Source organism: Halomonas sp. KG2 (genome assembly GCA_030440445.1).
Classification (GTDB): domain Bacteria; phylum Pseudomonadota; class Gammaproteobacteria; order Pseudomonadales; family Halomonadaceae; genus Vreelandella.
This window is the reverse complement of the sequence record CP098528.1, coordinates 3,025,268-3,043,539: the sequence shown is the minus strand read 5'-3', so window position 1 is coordinate 3,043,539 and position 18,272 is coordinate 3,025,268. Positions and strand designations below refer to the sequence as shown.

At 51.8% G+C, this 18,272-nt stretch carries 14 protein-coding genes; 10 read left to right on the top strand and 4 right to left on the bottom strand.

Annotated elements, in window-relative coordinates; genetic code table 11:
* Positions 1-7 precede the first annotated feature (7 nt).
* Positions 8-523: a lipocalin family protein gene (locus NDQ72_14185; protein WKD30409.1), complete on the bottom strand. Its 516-nt coding sequence runs from the start codon at positions 521-523 to the stop codon at positions 8-10.
* 225 nt (positions 524-748) lie between these two features.
* Between NDQ72_14185 and NDQ72_14180 the strand changes: the two genes are divergently transcribed.
* Both NDQ72_14180 and NDQ72_14175 read left to right on the top strand, forming a co-directional pair.
* Positions 749-1,177 (top strand): secondary thiamine-phosphate synthase enzyme YjbQ, encoded by a 429-nt coding sequence (locus tag NDQ72_14180; GenBank protein ID WKD27195.1) that lies wholly within the window; start codon positions 749-751, stop codon positions 1,175-1,177.
* A 51-nt stretch (positions 1,178-1,228) separates the two neighbouring features.
* Positions 1,229-3,466, top strand: coding sequence for a glycosyltransferase (locus tag NDQ72_14175; GenBank protein ID WKD27194.1), 2,238 nt, complete (start codon positions 1,229-1,231; stop codon positions 3,464-3,466).
* Between the two features lie 8 nt (positions 3,467-3,474).
* Here NDQ72_14175 and NDQ72_14170 read toward each other — a convergent pair whose 3' ends face one another.
* A complete protein-coding gene (locus NDQ72_14170) occupies positions 3,475-4,170 on the bottom strand; it encodes a TVP38/TMEM64 family protein (protein WKD27193.1) in 696 nt (231 codons plus the stop codon).
* Between the two features lie 209 nt (positions 4,171-4,379).
* On the opposite strand from NDQ72_14170, the gene NDQ72_14165 reads away from it, so the two are divergent.
* From NDQ72_14165 to NDQ72_14155, 3 genes are all read left to right on the top strand, one after another.
* Entirely contained in the window at positions 4,380-5,831 is a 1,452-nt protein-coding gene (locus NDQ72_14165; protein ID WKD27192.1) for a sodium:alanine symporter family protein, read from the top strand.
* 181 nt (positions 5,832-6,012) lie between these two features.
* The gene (locus NDQ72_14160) at positions 6,013-6,618 is read left to right on the top strand and encodes an NAD(P)H-dependent oxidoreductase (GenBank protein ID WKD27191.1); all 606 of its coding nucleotides are present in this window, start codon (positions 6,013-6,015) and stop codon (positions 6,616-6,618) included.
* A 27-nt stretch (positions 6,619-6,645) separates the two neighbouring features.
* Positions 6,646-6,945, top strand: coding sequence for an MGMT family protein (locus NDQ72_14155; GenBank protein ID WKD27190.1), 300 nt, complete (start codon positions 6,646-6,648; stop codon positions 6,943-6,945).
* 219 nt (positions 6,946-7,164) lie between these two features.
* Here NDQ72_14155 and NDQ72_14150 read toward each other — a convergent pair whose 3' ends face one another.
* Positions 7,165-8,733, bottom strand: coding sequence for a bifunctional GNAT family N-acetyltransferase/carbon-nitrogen hydrolase family protein (locus NDQ72_14150; protein WKD27189.1), 1,569 nt, complete (start codon positions 8,731-8,733; stop codon positions 7,165-7,167).
* A 42-nt stretch (positions 8,734-8,775) separates the two neighbouring features.
* A complete protein-coding gene (locus NDQ72_14145) occupies positions 8,776-9,693 on the bottom strand; it encodes a DMT family transporter (GenBank protein ID WKD27188.1) in 918 nt (305 codons plus the stop codon).
* 192 nt (positions 9,694-9,885) lie between these two features.
* Here NDQ72_14145 and NDQ72_14140 point away from each other — a divergent pair, with 192 nt between their 5' ends.
* The 5 genes from NDQ72_14140 (at position 9,886) to NDQ72_14120 (ending at position 18,196) form a co-directional block, all read left to right on the top strand.
* Positions 9,886-11,907: an NADPH-dependent 2,4-dienoyl-CoA reductase gene (locus tag NDQ72_14140; protein ID WKD27187.1), complete on the top strand. Its 2,022-nt coding sequence runs from the start codon at positions 9,886-9,888 to the stop codon at positions 11,905-11,907.
* A gap of 151 nt (positions 11,908-12,058) precedes the next feature.
* Positions 12,059-13,102: a low specificity L-threonine aldolase gene (locus NDQ72_14135; GenBank protein ID WKD27186.1), complete on the top strand. Its 1,044-nt coding sequence runs from the start codon at positions 12,059-12,061 to the stop codon at positions 13,100-13,102.
* 279 nt (positions 13,103-13,381) lie between these two features.
* Entirely contained in the window at positions 13,382-15,304 is a 1,923-nt protein-coding gene (locus NDQ72_14130; protein WKD27185.1) for a PrkA family serine protein kinase, read from the top strand.
* 19 nt (positions 15,305-15,323) lie between these two features.
* On the top strand, positions 15,324-16,613 hold the full coding sequence (locus NDQ72_14125; GenBank protein ID WKD27184.1) for a YeaH/YhbH family protein: 1,290 nt from the start codon (positions 15,324-15,326) through the stop codon (positions 16,611-16,613).
* A 20-nt stretch (positions 16,614-16,633) separates the two neighbouring features.
* Positions 16,634-18,196: a SpoVR family protein gene (locus NDQ72_14120; GenBank protein ID WKD27183.1), complete on the top strand. Its 1,563-nt coding sequence runs from the start codon at positions 16,634-16,636 to the stop codon at positions 18,194-18,196.
* Positions 18,197-18,272 lie beyond the last annotated feature (76 nt).

The window sequence follows — 18,272 nt, the reverse complement described above, 5'->3', positions numbered from 1 at the left end:
TCTGTGATTAGCGTTCGGGACAGGTATGATCTTGTACGACGTCAATCAACTCATTAGTGGGGAAATTAAGCTCGGCGGCGCGCTGGCGTAGTTGCTCTTCCACCGCGCTTTCCATGACTGGCGTACGCGAGAGAATCCATAGGTAATCGCGGTTGGGGCCTGATACCAGCGCCCACTGATAGTCTTCATCCAGTTCTAAAACGTTATAGCCGCCATAAAAAGGGCCAAAGAAGCTGACTTTTAACCGCCCGATGTTTTCTTCGTCAATAAAGTAGGCGCGGCCTTCAGCTTCATTCCATTCTTGCTCTGTGAGATTGTAGCCTCGGTTGATAACGCGCACGCCGCCATCGTCACGTAGGCTGTAGCTAGCCGTTACGCAGTCTAAGTCTCGTTCAAAGGAGTGATCCAGGCGGGCGATTTCATACCACTGACCTAAATAGCGGTTAAGTTCAAAGCCTGTGACAGGCTCGGTGCCGTCAGGAATGCCGGTGCAGCCAGTTAATACAAGGCTACTGAAGGCCATAAGCCCAGCAATTTTCCCCACTTTCTTCTTTGGTGTTTGGGCGGAAATGAGCATTACACGCTCCTAATGACTGCATGGTATATAAGTGTTAAATCTATCAGTATGGCGAAATAAGCGCTATTAACGGTTTCTTTTGGAGGTGCTATTGCCGGAAGGAAGTGAAAATAGGCTATGGTATTTCTGTACCGAGTAAGCCCTTACAATAGCTACAACAAAGGAGTGTTTATGTGGCATCAACAAGAGATTCACTTACCCGAAATGCCTAGGGGCTTTCATCTAATTACGGATGAGATCGCCAGGGCACTGCCGTGCTTGGCCGAGTGCAGTCAAGGGCTACTGCACCTGCAGTTAATGCATACCTCTGCCTCACTTACGCTAAATGAAAACTCCGATCCTGATGTCCGTCACGACCTGGATGCCTTTATCCGCCGCTTAGTACCTGAAGGACTAAGCTATTTTCGCCACACTCTTGAAGGCCCCGACGATATGCCTGCTCATGTCGCCTCTAGCTTACTGGGTACTCAGCTGACGCTAGCCATACGTGATGGCCGCTTGGCGCTGGGCACCTGGCAGGGATTGTGGTTAGGTGAGCATCGAGAGCAAGGAGGTTCGCGCCGTTTGTTGGCAACGATAAACGGTCGTGAAGCGAATTGAACATCCGATCTCTTTCTTTTCTAACGTCTTCTATTCAATAAGCGCCTCTACATGCTTCGACGCTCTTTTCGCCTGACTCGTCAGCGCTGGCTGAGACTTCTGTTTGTGCTCAACCTCGCGCTGGTGGCGGGGCTGGTTATTCACCAAATATGGCTCTATGTGGCTGAGCCTAAATTTGAGGCATTGCACACTAGAGAAGTAGCGGATATCCGTGAGCAACTCGCTGGACGAAACACCTACCGTTTTGCGGTGGTAGGTAATATCAATAATTCAGTGAATGTGTTTCAGGATGAAATTATTCCCAGGCTGAACCAAAGCGATATTGATTTTATGGTGTCAGCGGGGAACGCAGTGAGTGGGGGGCAGCAGGAGAGTTACAAGGCGATTTACCAAAGCTTAGAGCAGTTAAACGTGCCGTATGTGCTGACTTACGGTGACCATGAAAGCAATGATTTTGGCAGTTATCTTTTCTATGAATACTTTGGCCCGCATTTTTATTCCTTTGTTGCGGGTAACAGCCATTTCATCTTTTTGGATGGCACGGGTAAGTCGTCTACCTCATGGCAGCTAGATTGGTTAGAGCGCGAGCTGGCTGCCTCGGAAGCGCAGCATCGGTTTTTGTTCATTGGCTTGCCACTGCATAACGTGATTAGCGATGCGCCCTTATTTGAAGCCGATAATTACCTCAATGATCCACGGTTGAGTGAAGGTATTATGCGCCTGTCGGAGCAGTATGCGGTGGACAGCGTGTTTTCGGCAAACCTGTCGCTTTATTCACACCAAACGGTAAATGGGGTGGATTACGTCACCACGGGTGGTGCTGGCGGCATTTTGATGGATGCAAATGACAGGTTTCATCACTATGTAGTGGTCGAGGTAAATGGCGAAAATGTGACAATAACGCCCGTTCGGCTGAATGTGGATAGTCCAGGCTGGTGGCGTATGCTAAGCAGCGTTGCCTCAACGGTTTATGCGTTTTTTTACGTCAGCTACCCTCGCTTCCTGCTCATTGTCGGAGTGTTGTCACTACTGGCGATGCGCTTGTACCGACTGATTTTTGAAGAGCGCCACTATTACCCAGATTTTGATATCGATCCAACACCGTATCTAGAGAAGCCCCTGCGGGTGGCGATGATATCGAATAACTACTTCCCGTTCGTATCCGGTGTGTCGGTTTCCGTGGAGCGACTTCGTCAAGGGCTTAGCGAGTTAAAACATCAGGTGCAGTTGTTGGTGCCCCGTTATCGGGAAGCGTGGCAAGACGATGATACGATCTTGCGTGTACCCACTGTGATGGCTTTTGGTGAAAAGCGTGAGTTCCGTTTGACCAATCCGTTTAGTGCACGTTTTCGCCGCTGCCTGCACCGCTTTAAACCAGATATTATCCATGTTCATCATCCTTTTTGGCTGGGGTCGATGGGGCTATGGATGGGGCGCCGGCTGCGTGTGCCGGTTGTCTATACCTATCACACGCGGTTAGAGCATTACGCACACTTTGTGCCGCTTCCTGGGGCTCTGTTTCGTAATTTGATTTCCCATTCGTTGATCAAACACTTCTCTAACCGTTGCCAAGGCGTCATCGTGCCCACCTACTCGGCAGAAGAGTATCTGCGCATGATTGGGGTGAAAACACCGACGCTGATACAGCCTACGGGCATTGATGCGGCGCGATTCGCCGACACAGATCGTGATGCGTTGGAAGAGCTGCGCCATCAGCTTTCCATCGACCCAGCCGATACGGTGTTGGTGAGTGTCTCGAGAATTAGCCAAGAAAAAAATATTGGTTTTATGCTGGAGGCATTGGCGGAGTTGAAAAGCCAGGGGAGCCAGTCGTTGCGCTTGTTGTTAATTGGTGATGGCCCAGATCGACAAACCATTCAGCAGCATATAGAAGCGTTGGCGTTGCAGGAGCAAGTGACCTTGGTGGGCGCTGTGCCGCCGGAGGATATGGCACGCTATTACCACTTAGGTGACATCTTTGTGTTTGCATCTACTTCTGAAACTCAAGGCATGGTGATTTTAGAAGCCATGGCCGCAGGCTTGCCAGTTGTTGCGGTACGCTCTAGTGGTATTGATGACGTAGTGCGTGATGGCTTTAATGGCTATAAAACGCCGCAAAATCGGCAAAAGTGGGGTCAGCGGGTGATGGCGTTAGCCGAGGATAACGCGTTGCGGGTTACCCTGGGCAAGCAGGCAAAAATATTTGCTAACGACTATGATATCGCTAAGTTTGCAGGGGCGGTCGCGCATTTCTATGCCGAAGTACTGGCCAAGTATTACGCGAAATAGCCCACACTTTAGGCTGTGTCGTTGTTGTTTTTGCTAGACCGAGAGGTCGCTACTCGCTTTAGCAACCATAGCAGCCCCACGCCAGCGCCAAGGCCTATTACCGCCCACGCTAATTCTTGATGAGACGCCGCGGTGAATAGTGCGCCCAATTGGCTTCCTAGCAGTATTACTGCCGCGAGCCCAGGCACAATTCCCAAGGTCGAACCGATCATGTAGTCGCGAAAATTAAGATGAAACGCGCCGGCCAGCATATTGGTGAGCGTGAAAGGGGCCAAGGGCAACAGATTGATCACCGTCATGGTGCGAATGCCGCGCCTGGATAAGTAGCCGGAAAGCCCACGCAAATGGCGTCCGCCATAGCGCATTAGTGCATCGCGCCCCATCCAATGGCCTACCCAGTAAGACGCTACCGAAGAACTAAGCGTACCCAGCGTGGCATAAGCCAGTCCCCAAAGCGGTCCAAACAGTAGGCCGGTCAATACGACTAGCAGGCTTAATGGAAACATGATCAGTAGCGAGCCGGTATAAACGGCTATCACGGCGACAAACATCCAGGGAGCTTGCTTCCATTGACTGATGGTGGACGCTAACTCGGTCAGGTGGGTTTCGGTGAGTAAGCCTTGCTGCTGAAGCCAGCGCCACATGATACCCAGCATTACTACTACAACGACTAGCCCAATGCCTTTTAGTAACGTGCGTGACATCTGTTTCCTCGTCGCTGGTACTAAAAAGCGACAGCATACGTTAGAGGCGTAACAGGATGAAATCATATTCGGCGTTTAAGCGCGGCTAATGAGACCAATTTAGTTAGTGGTAATGGCTGTCTGATAGGAATTTTTCCATTTTTCTTGCCATTTTGGTGCAGCCGTGAAGAATGAGGCGCCTCCACTGTTATACAAAAGGCGCGTTATATATGGATTTTACTCTTCCTCCTCTGTTGACGGCGATGGTTGATCGCGGCAACGGACTGCTATGGGGCAGTGTGCTGATCTACCTGCTGATCGGTGCTGGCCTCTACTTCACTATCATGACCCGCGGTATCCAAGTACGTTATTTCGGGCACATGTTCAAACTGCTGCGCAGTTCACGTCAATCTAACGGCGGTATCTCTTCTTTTCAGGCACTTTCCACCAGTCTGGCGGCACGGGTAGGTACCGGTAACCTAGCTGGTGTGGCGGTAGCGATTTATTTTGGTGGTCCCGGCGCGATCTTTTGGATGTGGATGACCGCCATGGTGGGTATGGCGACCAGTTTTGTGGAGTCCACTCTAGCCCAGGCCTATAAAGTTGATCACGGTGATAACACCTTCCGTGGTGGCCCGGCTCGCTATATTGAACGTGGCCTGGGGCTTCGCTGGCTGGCAGTGCTGTTTTCAATCTGCTTGATCATCGCGTTCGGGTTGGCGTTTAACAGCGTACAGGCCAACTCCATCGCCCAGGCCATGGAACAGGCATTTGCCATTCCCACCTGGGCCATGGGGTTAGTTCTGATGGCGGTGGTTGCGCCCATTATATTTGGCGGCCTGAAGTCGATTGCTAAAGTAGCTGAGTTAGTGGTGCCGCTGATGGCACTGTTGTATTTGCTGCTGGCTCTCACGGTGGTGGCGCTCAATATCAGCGATTTGCCCGCTGCCTTTATGACCATTATTAAAAGTGCGTTTGGTTTAGAGCAAGCGGCTGGTGGCGCAATGGGGTATGCCATTTCTCAAGCCATTATGAACGGTATTCAGCGTGGTCTGTTTTCTAACGAGGCGGGTATGGGGTCGGCGCCCAATGCTGCCGCGACCGCCAGCACTCGGCCAGACCATCCCGCTGCACAGGGCTTTATTCAAATGCTGGGCGTGTTCTTAGACACCTTGGTCATTTGTACTGCCACTGCGGCCATCATCATTATGGCTGGGCCCGAACTGCTGGCTGGCGAAGAAAACAACGGCATTCAGCTTACCCAAATAGCGCTCTCTAGCCATGTGGGTGATTGGGGCGGTATGTTTATTGCCGTGGCGATCTTGCTGTTTGCATTCACCTCGGTGATCGCTAACTACTCATACGGTGAATCTAATATTGAGTACTTGGCAGGCCGTCGCGCGCCTATTGCGGTGCTGATTTATCGCTTGGCGGTACTCGGCATGGTGATGATAGGCTCGGTTGCGAGCTTAGGTGCTATCTGGAATTTTGCCGATCTTTCCATGGGTATGATGGCAGTGATTAACTTAGTGGCTATTTTGCTGCTGTCGCCGATTGCCTTCGCACTGTTCCGTGATTACGACGCTCAGTTGAAAGCAGGTCAAGAGCCTGTGTTTGATCCCAGTAAATTCCCTAAATTGGTAAATAAAGTAGATCCTAGCGCGTGGCCAAAGCGGAAATAAACGCTATTTGTTGACGCGATAGACGAAAGCCCCGTTACTGCGAGCACAGCAGGGCGGGGCTTTTTGTTGTTTATAAATTCGATTTTTTCGAATGAGATAGGGGAAACGTTGCGCTTTTTTTAATCGAAAAGCGCCGTAAAATAGTAACCAGAGTTCCCACTAATACGTTAGGAAATTATCCATGTCCACACGTGCACTGCTTGTAACTTCTTCTATTTTAGGCGAAAACGGCCAGTCCAATGCGTTGGCCAACCATTTTGAAACCAAAACGGAAGCCCACGATGTAGTGGTTACTCATCGCGATGTAGTGGCTAACGCGTTACCGCACCTTGCGATCGAAGAGCTCGGTGCATGGCAGACGCCAGCAAACGAGCGCAACGCCGATCAGCAGGCACTAGCAGCTCACTCTGACGAATTGTTGGCAGAGCTACGGGCGAGTGATGTCCTGGTACTGGCGGTTCCGCTGTATAATTTAGGTATCCCGTCCCAGCTGAAAGCGTGGTTTGACCGCGTACTGCGCGCTGGTGAAACCTTCCGCTACACTGAAAATGGCCCGCAGGGTTTGCTTGAAGGTAAGCGTGCGATTATTTTAGCTGCTCGCGGTGGCCAGTACGCAGGGACTGAATTAGACAGCCAAACGCCACATCTTAAAGCCATGCTCGGTTTAATGGGCATTAGCGATGTGGATGTTGTCTTTGCGGAAGGCTTGAATATGGGTGACGCTAAGCGTGATGCTGCGCTAAAAGAAGCGTTTCAAGCGATCGATCAATTGGTCGAAACACTCTAGTAACACGTTGATTTACAAGAGGTGGTAATGCCACGCCCTGAACTGCTCGAACAGATTTATACCATTGTTGATCAGATTCCTGCTGGGCGGGTAACCACCTACGGGCGTATCGCGGCGATGACGGAAGGCGCCACGCCGCGCATGGTTGGCTCGGCGATGCGCCACTTACCAGAAGGGCATCAGCTACCCTGGCATCGCGTCATTGCTGCGTCGCTAACGCTAGCCGACCACGGCGGTGCTGACCGCCAGCATCAGAAACTGCGCGATGAAGGCGTTATGTTTGATAGCAAAGGGCGTGTGCCTGCCCATCTTGTCTGGCCTGATTGAGCCAACGCTGTAAGAGAGAGTTTCAGTTTGCGATGATTCAGGCTTTGCTGCTTATGTTTGCCAAGGGCGGCTACGCCGCCATCGCCGAGATGTCGGACCACCGATAAATCGGCCTCCTACAATAGGTATCTGCCCAGAGGTCGAACCACCGATAAATAGGCCTCCCACAATAATATTGTGGGAGGCCGTGCACTTGGCTATTTTATTATCTCACACCTCTTACTCTTCCAGATTAGCCCCAGACTTCCAGGACCAGTCGCGCCAGCGCAGGTCAAATAGATCTTTGCGGCGGTCTTTCAAGTTGGTTACTGAGCCTTCGGCACGCACAACAGTAAGGCGAGTCAGGTCTAGGTCCGAGAAGAAGATCATTTCGGTGTTAGGCGTGGTTTCCGCTAGCACTGCATCGTGTGGGAAAGCGAAGTCAGACGGTGAAAACACGGCTGATTGGGCATACTGGATATCCAGGTTTTCAATCGAAGGTAGGTTGCCGACGCTGCCACACAGTACTACGTAGCACTCATTTTCAATGGCTCTTGCTTGGGCGCAGTGGCGTACCCGCAGATAGCCGTTTTTGGTATCTGTCCAGAACGGTACAAACAGTATATCCATATCCTGATCGGCTAGCAGACGGCCAAGCTCCGGGAACTCAACGTCGTAGCAAATCAAAATGCCCACGCGACCTGCGTCGGTGTCAAAGACCTGCAGGTTATCACCCCCTTCGATCACCCAGTCGCGGCGTTCTTGGGGGGTGATATGCAGCTTCGACTGCTTTTCGATTTCGCCATCCCGGTGGAACAAATAGGCAATATTGTATAGTCGGTCATCGTCACCGACTTCAATCATCGAGCCACCAACGATGTTGATGTTATACGACACCGCCATCCGCGAAAGCTCGCTTTTAAAACGCTCAGTGAAGCCTGCTAAAAAACGAATCGCGCCCATTTGATCCTGCTGGGCCGAGCGGTCTTGTAGGCCCATCAGTGGCGCATTGAACAACTCCGGAAATACCGCAAAGTCACTTTGATAATCTGATAATGCGTCAACAAAGTATTCAATTTGTTGAAGGGCTGCTTCCACTGAAGCGAATTCACGCATTTGCCACTGCACTGCTCCCACTCGTACCTGAGTCGGGCGGGTATCTAGCACGCTCTCAGCAGGCTCGAACAGGATGTTGTTCCACTCCAACAGAGTGGCATAGCCGCGAGACTGCTCATCTTCTGGCAGGTACTTACGTAGTAAGCGTTTTACTTGGAAGTCGTTAGCCAATTGGAACGACAAAATCGGATCGTAAATCTCTTTACGAGAGACTTTTTCGATGTACTCTGCTGGGGTGAGTTCTTGGGCGTGCTGGTGGTACTCGGGAATGCGTCCACCTGCCAGAATGGCACGCAGGTTATGCGAGCGGCACAACTCTTTGCGGGCTTCATATAAACGCCGACCCAGGCGGTAGCCACGGTAGTCGGGGTGGATCAACACATCCAGCCCGTACATGGCATCGCCATCTTGGTCGTTAAGGATGGTTTCACGATGGCCGATCAGGTCGTCATATTTATGCGGGTTAGAAAACTCGTCGTAATCGACCTGTACCGTTAGCGCAACGCCCACCAGCGTACCATCGTCCTCAATGGCAATTTGGCCATCAGGAAATTCCTGAATGAGCTTGTCAATAGTGTGCTTTGGCCACGCACCGCCGATGTCGTGATATACCGCATCCATCAGCGTTTTGAGCTGGTCGTAGTCATCGCTGGTGAGGTTGCGAAGATTAAGGTGCAGTTCTTCTAGGGACATATTCAGGGGTTCCCAGCCGTCGAATGAAGTTAGCCTATTGTATCATTGCTGAGCGCTGCTCGTTTTATCCGTCGCGGGAGTGCGCACCAGGGGGCGTGTCAGCGTTTGCGCCATGATGACCCCCGCAAGGATGAGTAGCCCACCCATAAAGTGGAACCCTGCGATCTGCTCGCCTAAAAACGCCATGGCAATCAGGGCACTAAATAGCGGCATCAAATTGATAAATATACTCGACTGGTTCGCGCCGATTTGGCGCACCGCGCGCATCCATAAAAAAGTGGTAATGATGGATGCGGGAATGCCTGCGTAAAGGATCAGCCATATATTGTGGCTATCTACCGGTGTCATCGGGCCCATTAAATAGGGCGGCAATAGGAATAAAACCGCAAAGCAGACCTGGGCATAGAGCATTACCCAAGGAGGTAAGTTCATCGCCCAGCGCTTCAGCATTACACCGTATAGGGCGTAGCAGGTGGCAGCAATCACCATCAATGCGTCGCCGGCGGCTACCTGCAGTTGCAGCAGAGACAAAGGGTTGCCTCGCCCAAGCAGTACCGTGACGCCAATGAATGCCAGAACGCCCCCGGCAATACCGCCTAACGTAGGCGGCTCGCGCAAAATAAGAGCGCTTAATAGTACGGTGAGAAGCGGCACCATAGCAGCCAAAATGCCCATATTAGTAGCAGTCGTTGTTTCCGCCGCCATATACGCCAACCCTTGCCACAGCCCCATGCCAAGTAGCCCCAGCAACGCCAGTTTCGGCCAGTGGCGGCGTATTTCATCGCGATGACGTAATGCCGCAGGAAGCACAAACGGTGTCATTACCGCCAGTGCCAGCAACCAACGTAGAAAAGCGATACTGCTGGGCGCAATGGCACCCACTGTTAATTGGTTAATTGTCATATTCCCTGACCAAATCAACACAGTGGCCAGTGGCGGTAAAAAGTAAATCAATGGCATAGCGCGTTCCCTTATCGTTAGCCTGGTAATGTGACGTGCTTTCGCAAGAGGAGCAAGTGCTTTGCCACAAAGGTTGATGGTTTCGCAAGGCGGCTAAAGGGTGACAGATTAAGGGGTGTAAAGGACTGTACGTGAGGCGGTGTATGTCATACGCTTGTTTGAATGTGCTTAATAATATAAAGGAGTACCGTGATGAACCATACGCCCGCATACCCGCATCTGTTTCGACCACTGACCGTTGGCCATTTAACGCTGCCTAATCGTGTGTTGATGGGGTCAATGCACACCAATTTAGAAGAAGCTCCCAACGGCTTTGAGCGTCTAGCAGCCTTCTATGCTGAACGCGCTCGTGCGGGTGTCAGCCTGATTGTGACGGGCGGTATTGCTCCGAATGCTGAAGGCGCTGTGTTCCAAGGGGCTAATGCCCTTACCGACGAGTCTCAGCTAGCTGAGCATAAGTGCGTGGTTGACGCTGTGCACGACGCGGGCGGGCATTTGTGTATGCAGATTCTCCATGCCGGGCGCTATGCCTATTCACCTGAACTGGTAGCTCCCTCTGCGCTGCAGGCGCCGATCAACCCGTTTATGCCTCGGGAACTTTCAAGTGACGAGGTTGAGCAGCAGATAGACGACTATGTGCGCTGTGCGCAGCTTGCCCAGCAGGCGGGCTATGACGGTATTGAGGTAATGGGCTCTGAAGGTTACTTGATCAACCAGTTTATTTGTCGTCGCACCAATCAGCGTGATGATGCGTGGGGCGGTGATTTTGAGCGACGTATTCGCTTCCCGATCGAAATTGTGAAACGCATTCGCGCGGCAGTGGGCGAGCGTTTTTTGATGATCTTTCGCCTATCGATGATTGATCTGGTGGAAGAAGGCAGCACGTGGGAAGAAGTGGTGCAACTTGGCCAAGCCATTGAAGCTGCGGGCGCGAATGTGATCAACACTGGTATTGGCTGGCACGAAGCTCGGGTGCCAACCATTGTAACCAGCGTGCCTCGTGCAGCGTTTACCGAAGTTACTAAACGCATTAGATCGGCACTATCCATCCCGCTGATTACCACCAACCGTATCAATATGCCCGAGGTGGCGGAGCGTGTGTTGGCTGATGGGCATGCGGATATGGTGTCGATGGCACGCCCGTTTTTGGCTGACCCTGAATGGGTGCGTAAAGCCGAGGCGGGCCTTTCAGACGAAATTAATACCTGTATTGCCTGTAACCAAGCCTGCCTAGACCACACCTTTATGGGCAAGCTCACATCATGCTTGGTCAATCCAAGGGCGTGCCATGAAACCGAGCTAACCCTCGAACCCACGCAAACACCCAAGCGGGTAGCGGTTGTCGGCGGCGGTCCCGCGGGGCTCGCCACCGCCGTGGCCGCTGCTAGTCGAGGGCATCACGTAGTGCTGTTTGAGCGACGTAGCGAGTTGGGTGGGCAGTTTAATTACGCCCGTAAAATTCCCGGTAAAGAGGAGTTCAACGAAACGTTGCGCTACTTCCGGGTGATGTTAGAAAAACACGCGGTAGATGTTCGTCTAAATACGGCGGCTACCCTCGATACACTGGCTGAATTTGACGAGGTGGTCATTGCCACCGGCGTTACCCCTCGTGAACTTGCGCTACTGGGGGCCGACCATGCCAGTGTGCTTAGCTATGCTGAAGCGATTGAGCATCCTGAACGTGTGGGCCAACGCGTAGCCGTGATTGGCGCTGGTGGTATTGGCTTTGATGTATCAGAGCTGCTCGCTGACCAGGGGCATCCTGAAATGGATGTAGCAGCCTGGTGTGATGAGTGGGGCGTTGATCTTGCCGTGGGCGATCGTGGCGGTCTAAAGCCGCCAATGCCGCCAGCGTCTCCCCGTGACATTATTATGCTTCAGCGTAAAAGCTCTAAGCCAGGTAAGAACCTGGGCAAAACCTCGGGCTGGGTACATCGTGCATCACTAAAACAGCGGGGAGTTAAAACCCTGACTGGCTGCGAGTATTTGAAAATCGATGATGCCGGTCTTCACATTCGCCGCGATGGCGAGGAGCAGGTGCTGGCGGTGGACACTGTCGTGGTATGTGCTGGGCAGGAGTCGGTTCGCGAGCTTATCGCGCCCTTAAGCCAGGCGGGAACATGCTTTCATGTGATTGGCGGTGCCGATGAAGCTGCGGAGCTAGACGCTAAACGAGCCATCGATCAAGGCACGCGTCTTGCCGCTTCCCTGTAGCGATAGGGCCAAGCGAGTCAGGCGGGTGACGTAAGCGCTGCAATGGCGATAGACTGGTCGATCAAGGTGGCTGTTAACCACAGTTAACAAATTAAGGCGCGAGTGGCACCCAGCTCGCGCCGTAAGATCGTCAGATAAAAGGACTATCGTCATGACCTCGGAGTGTACCCCACGATTTTTAGCCAGTGACAACACCTCAGGTATCTGCCCAGAGGCTATGGAATACCTGCTTGAAGCCAATCAAGCTGATGATTTGGCCTACGGCAATGACCGTTGGACTGCCCGTGCCGCAGATCGTTTTCGTGAAATGTTTGACTACGATTGCGATGTTTTTTTTGTGTTTAACGGTACTGCAGCAAACTCACTGGCACTTTCTGCAATGGGGCGCAGCTACCACAGCGTTATTTGTCATGAATTGGCTCATATTGAAACCGATGAGTGTGGTGGCCCTGAGTTCTTTTCTAACGGCGCGAAGCTGCTGACCTCGCCAGGGGCTAACGGTAAGCTAACGCCACAGGGCATTGAAGCGCTGGTCACTAAGCGTAGTGATATTCACTATCCCAAGCCTAAAGTAGTGTCGCTTACCCAAGCGACAGAAGTTGGCACGGTCTACTCTCGGGAAGAGTTACTGGCAATACGTGCCATGGCAGACAAGCACGATTTACGCTTACATATGGACGGCGCGCGGTTCGCCAATGCCTGCGCTGGTCTTAATGCAAGCCCCGCTGAGCTAACGTGGCAGGTAGGCGTCGATGCGTTGTGCTTTTCAGGAACCAAGAACGGGCTAGCGTTTGGTGAGGCGATTCTTTTTTTCAACCGTGATTTGGCTGAGGACTTTTCCTACCGTTGCAAACAGGCAGGTCAACTGGCTTCGAAAATGCGCTACGTTTCTGCCCCATGGCTAGGGTTGTTGGAAAGCGGCGCGTGGTTAACCAACGCTGAGCATGCCAATGCCATGGCACGGTATTTATCCGAAGGGCTGCAAGCACTCCCTGGCGTTTCACTGATGTTTCCGACTCAGGCGAATAGTGTTTTCGTTGAGTTTCCTCCTCATGCTATCGAGGCGTTGAAAGCCAAAGGCTGGACCTTCTATACCTTTATTGGAGCGGGTGGTGCGCGTTTTGTTTGCGCTTGGAACACTACCGTTGAATTGCTGGATCAACTGTTGGCAGATGTAAAAGAAGTGCTGGGATAATACTGCCTAAACGGTGCCTTCTCGACGCGTTGTTACCCGCCATAGCGCCGCCTTTCAGGCGGCGCTATGCGTTCTGAACACTGTTTTTAGGGCCATCGCACATTCAACGCAACTTAATCTCTCCTACCGTGCTCAAATTATTAAACATTGTGCGTTGAAGGTTTAGTCATCACTTTTTGCTAATGCTGACTACGCTGATAGAGCAACACCTCGTATTGCGCACCGCTTGATGTTTGGGCTTGGCGGTAGCTGCTGGGGGATGGGCCACAGGAGAGTTCCATGAGCATCTTTGATCACGTTCAAGACCGATTTGCCCGCGTTCAGCAAGAAGACATGAGCCTAGAGGAGTATTTGGCGCTTTGTCGCCGTGATCCAAAGGTTTATGCCAGCGCCTCGGAGCGTATGCTGGAAGCCATTGGCGAGCCTGAAGTGATCGACACGGCGAAAGACCCGCGTCTATCACGCATTTTCTCGAACAAGGTGATTCGCCGCTATCCTGCTTTTGCTGAATTCCATGGCATGGAAGAAGCTATCGAGCAAATTGTGTCGTACTTCCGTCATGCCGCGCAGGGATTAGAGGAGCGTAAGCAAATCCTCTATTTACTAGGGCCAGTAGGTGGTGGTAAATCGTCGCTGGCTGAACGCTTGAAGCTGTTGATGGAACGTATCCCGTTCTATGCCATTAAAGATTCACCCGTGTATGAGTCACCGCTAGGGCTTTTTTCGCCGGAAGAAGATGGTGAGCTTCTGGAGCAAGAGTACGGCATTCCCCAGCGCTATCTGCGCAGTGTTATGTCGCCATGGGCGGCGAAGCGCTTAAAAGAAGCGGGCGGCGATATTTCTCAGTTCCGGGTGGTGCGTCTTTATCCCTCGCGGTTAAATCAAATTGCCATCTCCAAAACTGAGCCTGGCGATGAAAATAACCAGGATATCTCGTCGTTAGTGGGTAAAGTCGATATTCGTCAGTTGGAGCTTTACTCGCAAGATGACCCCGATGCCTATAGCTTCTCTGGTGGGCTCTGCCGCGCTAACCAAGGGTTGATGGAGTTCGTTGAGATGTTTAAAGCGCCGATTAAGGTGCTGCATCCATTACTTACCGCCACCCAAGAAGGTAACTACAACCCTACCGAAGGCATGGGGGCAATTCCCTTTGACGGTGTGATTTTAGCCCACTCAAACGAATCGGAATGGCAGGCGTTTCGCAATAACCGCAACAACGAGGCATTTTTGGATCGTGTCTATATCGTCAAAGTGCCTTACTGTCTGCGGGTCTCCGAAGAGATCAAGATTTACCAAAAGCTGCTCGAAGACTCCTCGCTTAACGCAGCCCCTTGCGCCCCTGATACGCTGCGTATGTTGGCGCAGTTTTCAGTGCTTTCGCGGCTAAAAGTGCCAGAAAACTCCAGCATCTACTCCAAGATGCGCGTTTATGACGGCGAAAACCTGAAAGACACCGATCCTCGAGCAAAGTCGATCCAGGAGTATCGTGATGCGGCGGGGGTGGATGAGGGCATGCAGGGGTTGTCTACCCGTTTCGCCTTCAAGATACTTTCTAAAGTGTTTAACTTCGATGGCACTGAAGTCGCCGCGAACCCTGTGCATTTGCTGTATGTGCTAGAGCAAGCATTAGAGCGCGAGCAACTGCCTTCAGAAGTATTTGAGCGCTATATCGGCTTTATCAAAGAGTTTCTGGCACCGCGCTATGTCGATTTCATTGGTAAGGAAATCCAAACAGCGTACCTGGAGTCTTACAGCGAGTATGGGCAGAACATCTTTGATCGCTACGTAACCTACGCGGATTTTTGGATTCAAGATCAGGAGTATCGCGACCCCGAAACGGGCGAATTGTTGAACCGTCAGTCACTGAATGACGAGCTCGAAAAAATTGAGAAACCAGCAGGCATCTCTAACCCGAAAGACTTCCGTCACGAAGTGGTTAATTTCGTATTGCGGGCGCGTGCACAAAACAATGGCATGAACCCCAGCTGGCAGTCTTATGAAAAGCTCAAAGGCGTTATCGAGCATAAGATGTTTGCGAATACTGAAGAGCTATTACCGGTTATTTCGTTTAATGCGAAGGCGTCGAAGTCGGATCAGAAGAAGCACGAGGACTTTGTGGCGCGCATGGTGGATCGTGGCTATACCGAGAAACAGGTTCGGTTGCTTTCCGAGTGGTACCTACGCGTGCGCAAGTCCCAGTAGCGGATAATCGGGAGGTCGTATGACCTACTTTATTGATCGAAGGCCTAACGCTAAGCATAAAAGCGCGGTCAATCGGCAGCGCTTTTTGGAACGTTATCGCAAACATATCAAGCGTTCGGTGGAGGAGGCGGTTAACCGCCGCTCCATTACCGATATGGAGCGAGGGGAAAAGGTATCCATTCCTACCAAGGATATCTCTGAACCGGTGTTTCAACATGGCCCGGGTGGTGCGCGCAATATCGTATCACCCGGCAACAAGGAGTTTTTAGAAGGCGATAAAATTCGCCGCCCTGGTGGCCAGGGCGGCGGAGATGGCGCGGGCGAAGGTGGTGCTTCCAATCAAGGCGAGGGTGACGACGAGTTTGCTTTTACCCTGAGCCGCGAGGAGTTTTTGGAGTTTGTATTTGATGGTCTTGAGTTGCCTAATTTGCAGCGCAAGCCATTGAAGTCACTCGAAGAGATAAAAATGGTGCGTGCGGGGCTCGCGCGTGACGGGGTGCCGTCGCGAATTAGCATCACCCGATCAATGCGGGAAGCTTACGCACGTCGCATTGCCATGCGTGCCCCCATTAAGCGAGCGTTGAAAGAGGCTCAAGAGGCGCTCGCCGCAGAAGAACGCAAGGATCCGGTGCTGCGCAATCCGGCGAGAATAGTTGAGCTAAAGGCAGAAATAGACCGCTTGGAAAAGCGCATTGAGGCGGTGCCATTTATTGACACCTATGATCTGCGTTACCACCAGTTGGCAGCGCAGCCTCAGCCTTCCAGTCAGGCGGTGATGTTCTGTGTCATGGACGTTTCTGGTTCCATGACCCAAAATCATAAGGACATTGCTAAGCGGTTTTTCCTATTACTTTATCTATTTTTGGAAAAGCATTACGAGAAAGTAGAGCTGGTATTTGTGCGCCACCACACGGCTGCGCGGGAGGTAAACGAGGAGGAGTTTTTCTATTCCCGTGAAACTGGTGGCACCATCGTTTCCAGCGCGCTCACCCTGGTAAATAAAATCATCGAAAAACGCTATCCCGCTGGGCAGTGGAATCTGTATATCGCTCAGGCATCGGACGGCGATAACTGGGATGATGATTCGAATATTTGCCGGGACTTACTGGTTAAACAGCTCATGCCGCAGTTGCAGTACTACGCTTATGTGGAAATTACTCCCCATGAGCATCAGTCGCTATGGCATGAATACGAAACGGTCGCCGCGCAATTTCCCGAACGGTTTGCGATGCGCCAAATTGTCGATGCTGGGGATATCTACCCGGTCTTCCGTGAGCTGTTTAAACGTCGGTTGAGTCAAGAGCAGTAACGCGAACCGAGGAGTACGCCATGAGTGTAGCCTGTAAGCCAATAGCGACTGGTTCCGACTGGAATTTTAGTGTGTTGGAGCGCTTCGACGAGGAGCTCGCTAGGCTCGCCGATGAGTACCGCCTAGATACTTATCCCAATCAGATAGAAGTGATTACCACTGAACAGATGATGGATGCCTACGCGAGCGTGGGGATGCCGGTAGGTTATCACCACTGGTCGTTTGGTAAGCAGTTTCTTGCCGTTGAACAAGCCTACAAGCGCGGCCAGATGGGGCTTGCCTATGAATTGGTGATTAACTCCAACCCATGTATTGCCTATCTAATGGAAGAGAACACGTTAATGATGCAGGTATTGGTCATTGCGCATGCCTGCTATGGGCATAACTCTTTCTTTAAAGGCAATTACTTGTTCCGCGCCTGGACCGATGCCGATTCCATCGTTGATTACCTAGTATTTGCTCGTAAGTATATTGCGCAGTGCGAAGAGCGCCACGGTGTCCATGCTGTGGAGCAATTGTTAGATGCCTGTCACGCTCTCCAAAACTACGGTGTAGACCGTTATAAGCGACCCTCGCCCATTTCTGCTGAAGAAGAGGTAAGGCGTCAAGAAGAGCGCGAAGCCTACCTGCAAACCCAGGTCAATATGTTGTGGCGCACGATCCCTGATGCGCCCGATGGCGTTTCTCCACTGCCGGGTAGCCTTCACAGCGAGGCAGATCCACTTGGCCTGCACAGTGGTGGTATTTATCCCTCAGAACCACAGGAAAACTTGCTCTACTTTATTGAGAAAAATGCGCCACTTCTAGCTCCTTGGCAGCGCGAAATTGTGCGTATCGTACGTAAACTGGCGCAGTACTTTTACCCCCAGAGACAAACCCAGGTGATGAACGAAGGATGGGCTTGTTTCTGGCACTATACGCTGATGAATCGTTTATACGATGAAGGGAAAGTTGATGAAGGCTTGATGCTGGAGTTTTTGCAGTCCCATGCCGCGGTTATCAATCAGCCAGGCTTTGATAGCCCACACTACAGCGGCCTTAATCCCTACGCGTTAGGGTTTGCGATCTTTATGGACATTAAGCGGATTTGTGATGCGCCAACGGATGAAGACAGGGAGTGGTTTCCCGATATTGCGGGTAGCCCGTGGCGCGATACCGTTGAGTTTGCAATGCGGAACTTCAAGGATGAGTCGTTTATACAGCAGTTTTTATCCCCCAAGGTAATACGCGATCTCAAGCTGTTCTTAATTGTTGATGATGATCAGATGGAAACGCTGGAAGTCGCAGCAATTCATAATGAGCGAGGCTATCGGCGAGTGCGTGAGGCGCTGTCAACTCAATATGCGTTATCGGTGCGTGAGCCCAATATTCAAGTTGTCGAAGCGGCTATACGCGGAGATCGTTCGTTGACGCTACACCATGTACAAGATAGCCGTCGGCCCCTTGGTCGCAGCGTATATCCGGTGATTCGCCATTTGCAGCAGCTATGGGGATTTCCGGTGCATTTGGTCTCAATGGAAGAGGGGCGTGTGACGCGCCGTTACCAGTGGCCGATTGAGGAGGAAAACAAAGAGGTGAGTTAAGGTTAAATAACTACCCCGCGGCAAGCGCGGGGTAGTGGTCAAGCTTGGTTGTTTCACCAAGATCAGTTGGCTACTA

Bases quoted from the DNA above. Each gene is read 5' to 3' on its own strand.
- NDQ72_14120 (WKD27183.1), top strand. From the start codon at position 16,634: ATGAGTGTAGCCTGTAAGCCAATAGCGACTGGTTCCGACTGGAATTTT.
- NDQ72_14145 (WKD27188.1), bottom strand. From the start codon at position 9,693: ATGCCATTGATTTACTTTTTACCGCCACTGGCCACTGTGTTGATTTGG.
- NDQ72_14130 (WKD27185.1), top strand. From the start codon at position 13,382: ATGAGCATCTTTGATCACGTTCAAGACCGATTTGCCCGCGTTCAGCAA.
- NDQ72_14155 (WKD27190.1), top strand. From the start codon at position 6,646: ATGCCACGCCCTGAACTGCTCGAACAGATTTATACCATTGTTGATCAG.
- NDQ72_14175 (WKD27194.1), top strand. From the start codon at position 1,229: ATGCTTCGACGCTCTTTTCGCCTGACTCGTCAGCGCTGGCTGAGACTT.
- NDQ72_14150 (WKD27189.1), bottom strand. From the start codon at position 8,733: ATGTCCCTAGAAGAACTGCACCTTAATCTTCGCAACCTCACCAGCGAT.
- NDQ72_14180 (WKD27195.1), top strand. From the start codon at position 749: ATGTGGCATCAACAAGAGATTCACTTACCCGAAATGCCTAGGGGCTTT.
- NDQ72_14160 (WKD27191.1), top strand. From the start codon at position 6,013: ATGTCCACACGTGCACTGCTTGTAACTTCTTCTATTTTAGGCGAAAAC.
- NDQ72_14185 (WKD30409.1), bottom strand. From the start codon at position 523: ATGGCCTTCAGTAGCCTTGTATTAACTGGCTGCACCGGCATTCCTGAC.
- NDQ72_14165 (WKD27192.1), top strand. From the start codon at position 4,380: ATGGATTTTACTCTTCCTCCTCTGTTGACGGCGATGGTTGATCGCGGC.
- NDQ72_14140 (WKD27187.1), top strand. From the start codon at position 9,886: ATGAACCATACGCCCGCATACCCGCATCTGTTTCGACCACTGACCGTT.
- NDQ72_14125 (WKD27184.1), top strand. From the start codon at position 15,324: ATGACCTACTTTATTGATCGAAGGCCTAACGCTAAGCATAAAAGCGCG.
- NDQ72_14170 (WKD27193.1), bottom strand. From the start codon at position 4,170: ATGTCACGCACGTTACTAAAAGGCATTGGGCTAGTCGTTGTAGTAGTA.
- NDQ72_14135 (WKD27186.1), top strand. From the start codon at position 12,059: ATGACCTCGGAGTGTACCCCACGATTTTTAGCCAGTGACAACACCTCA.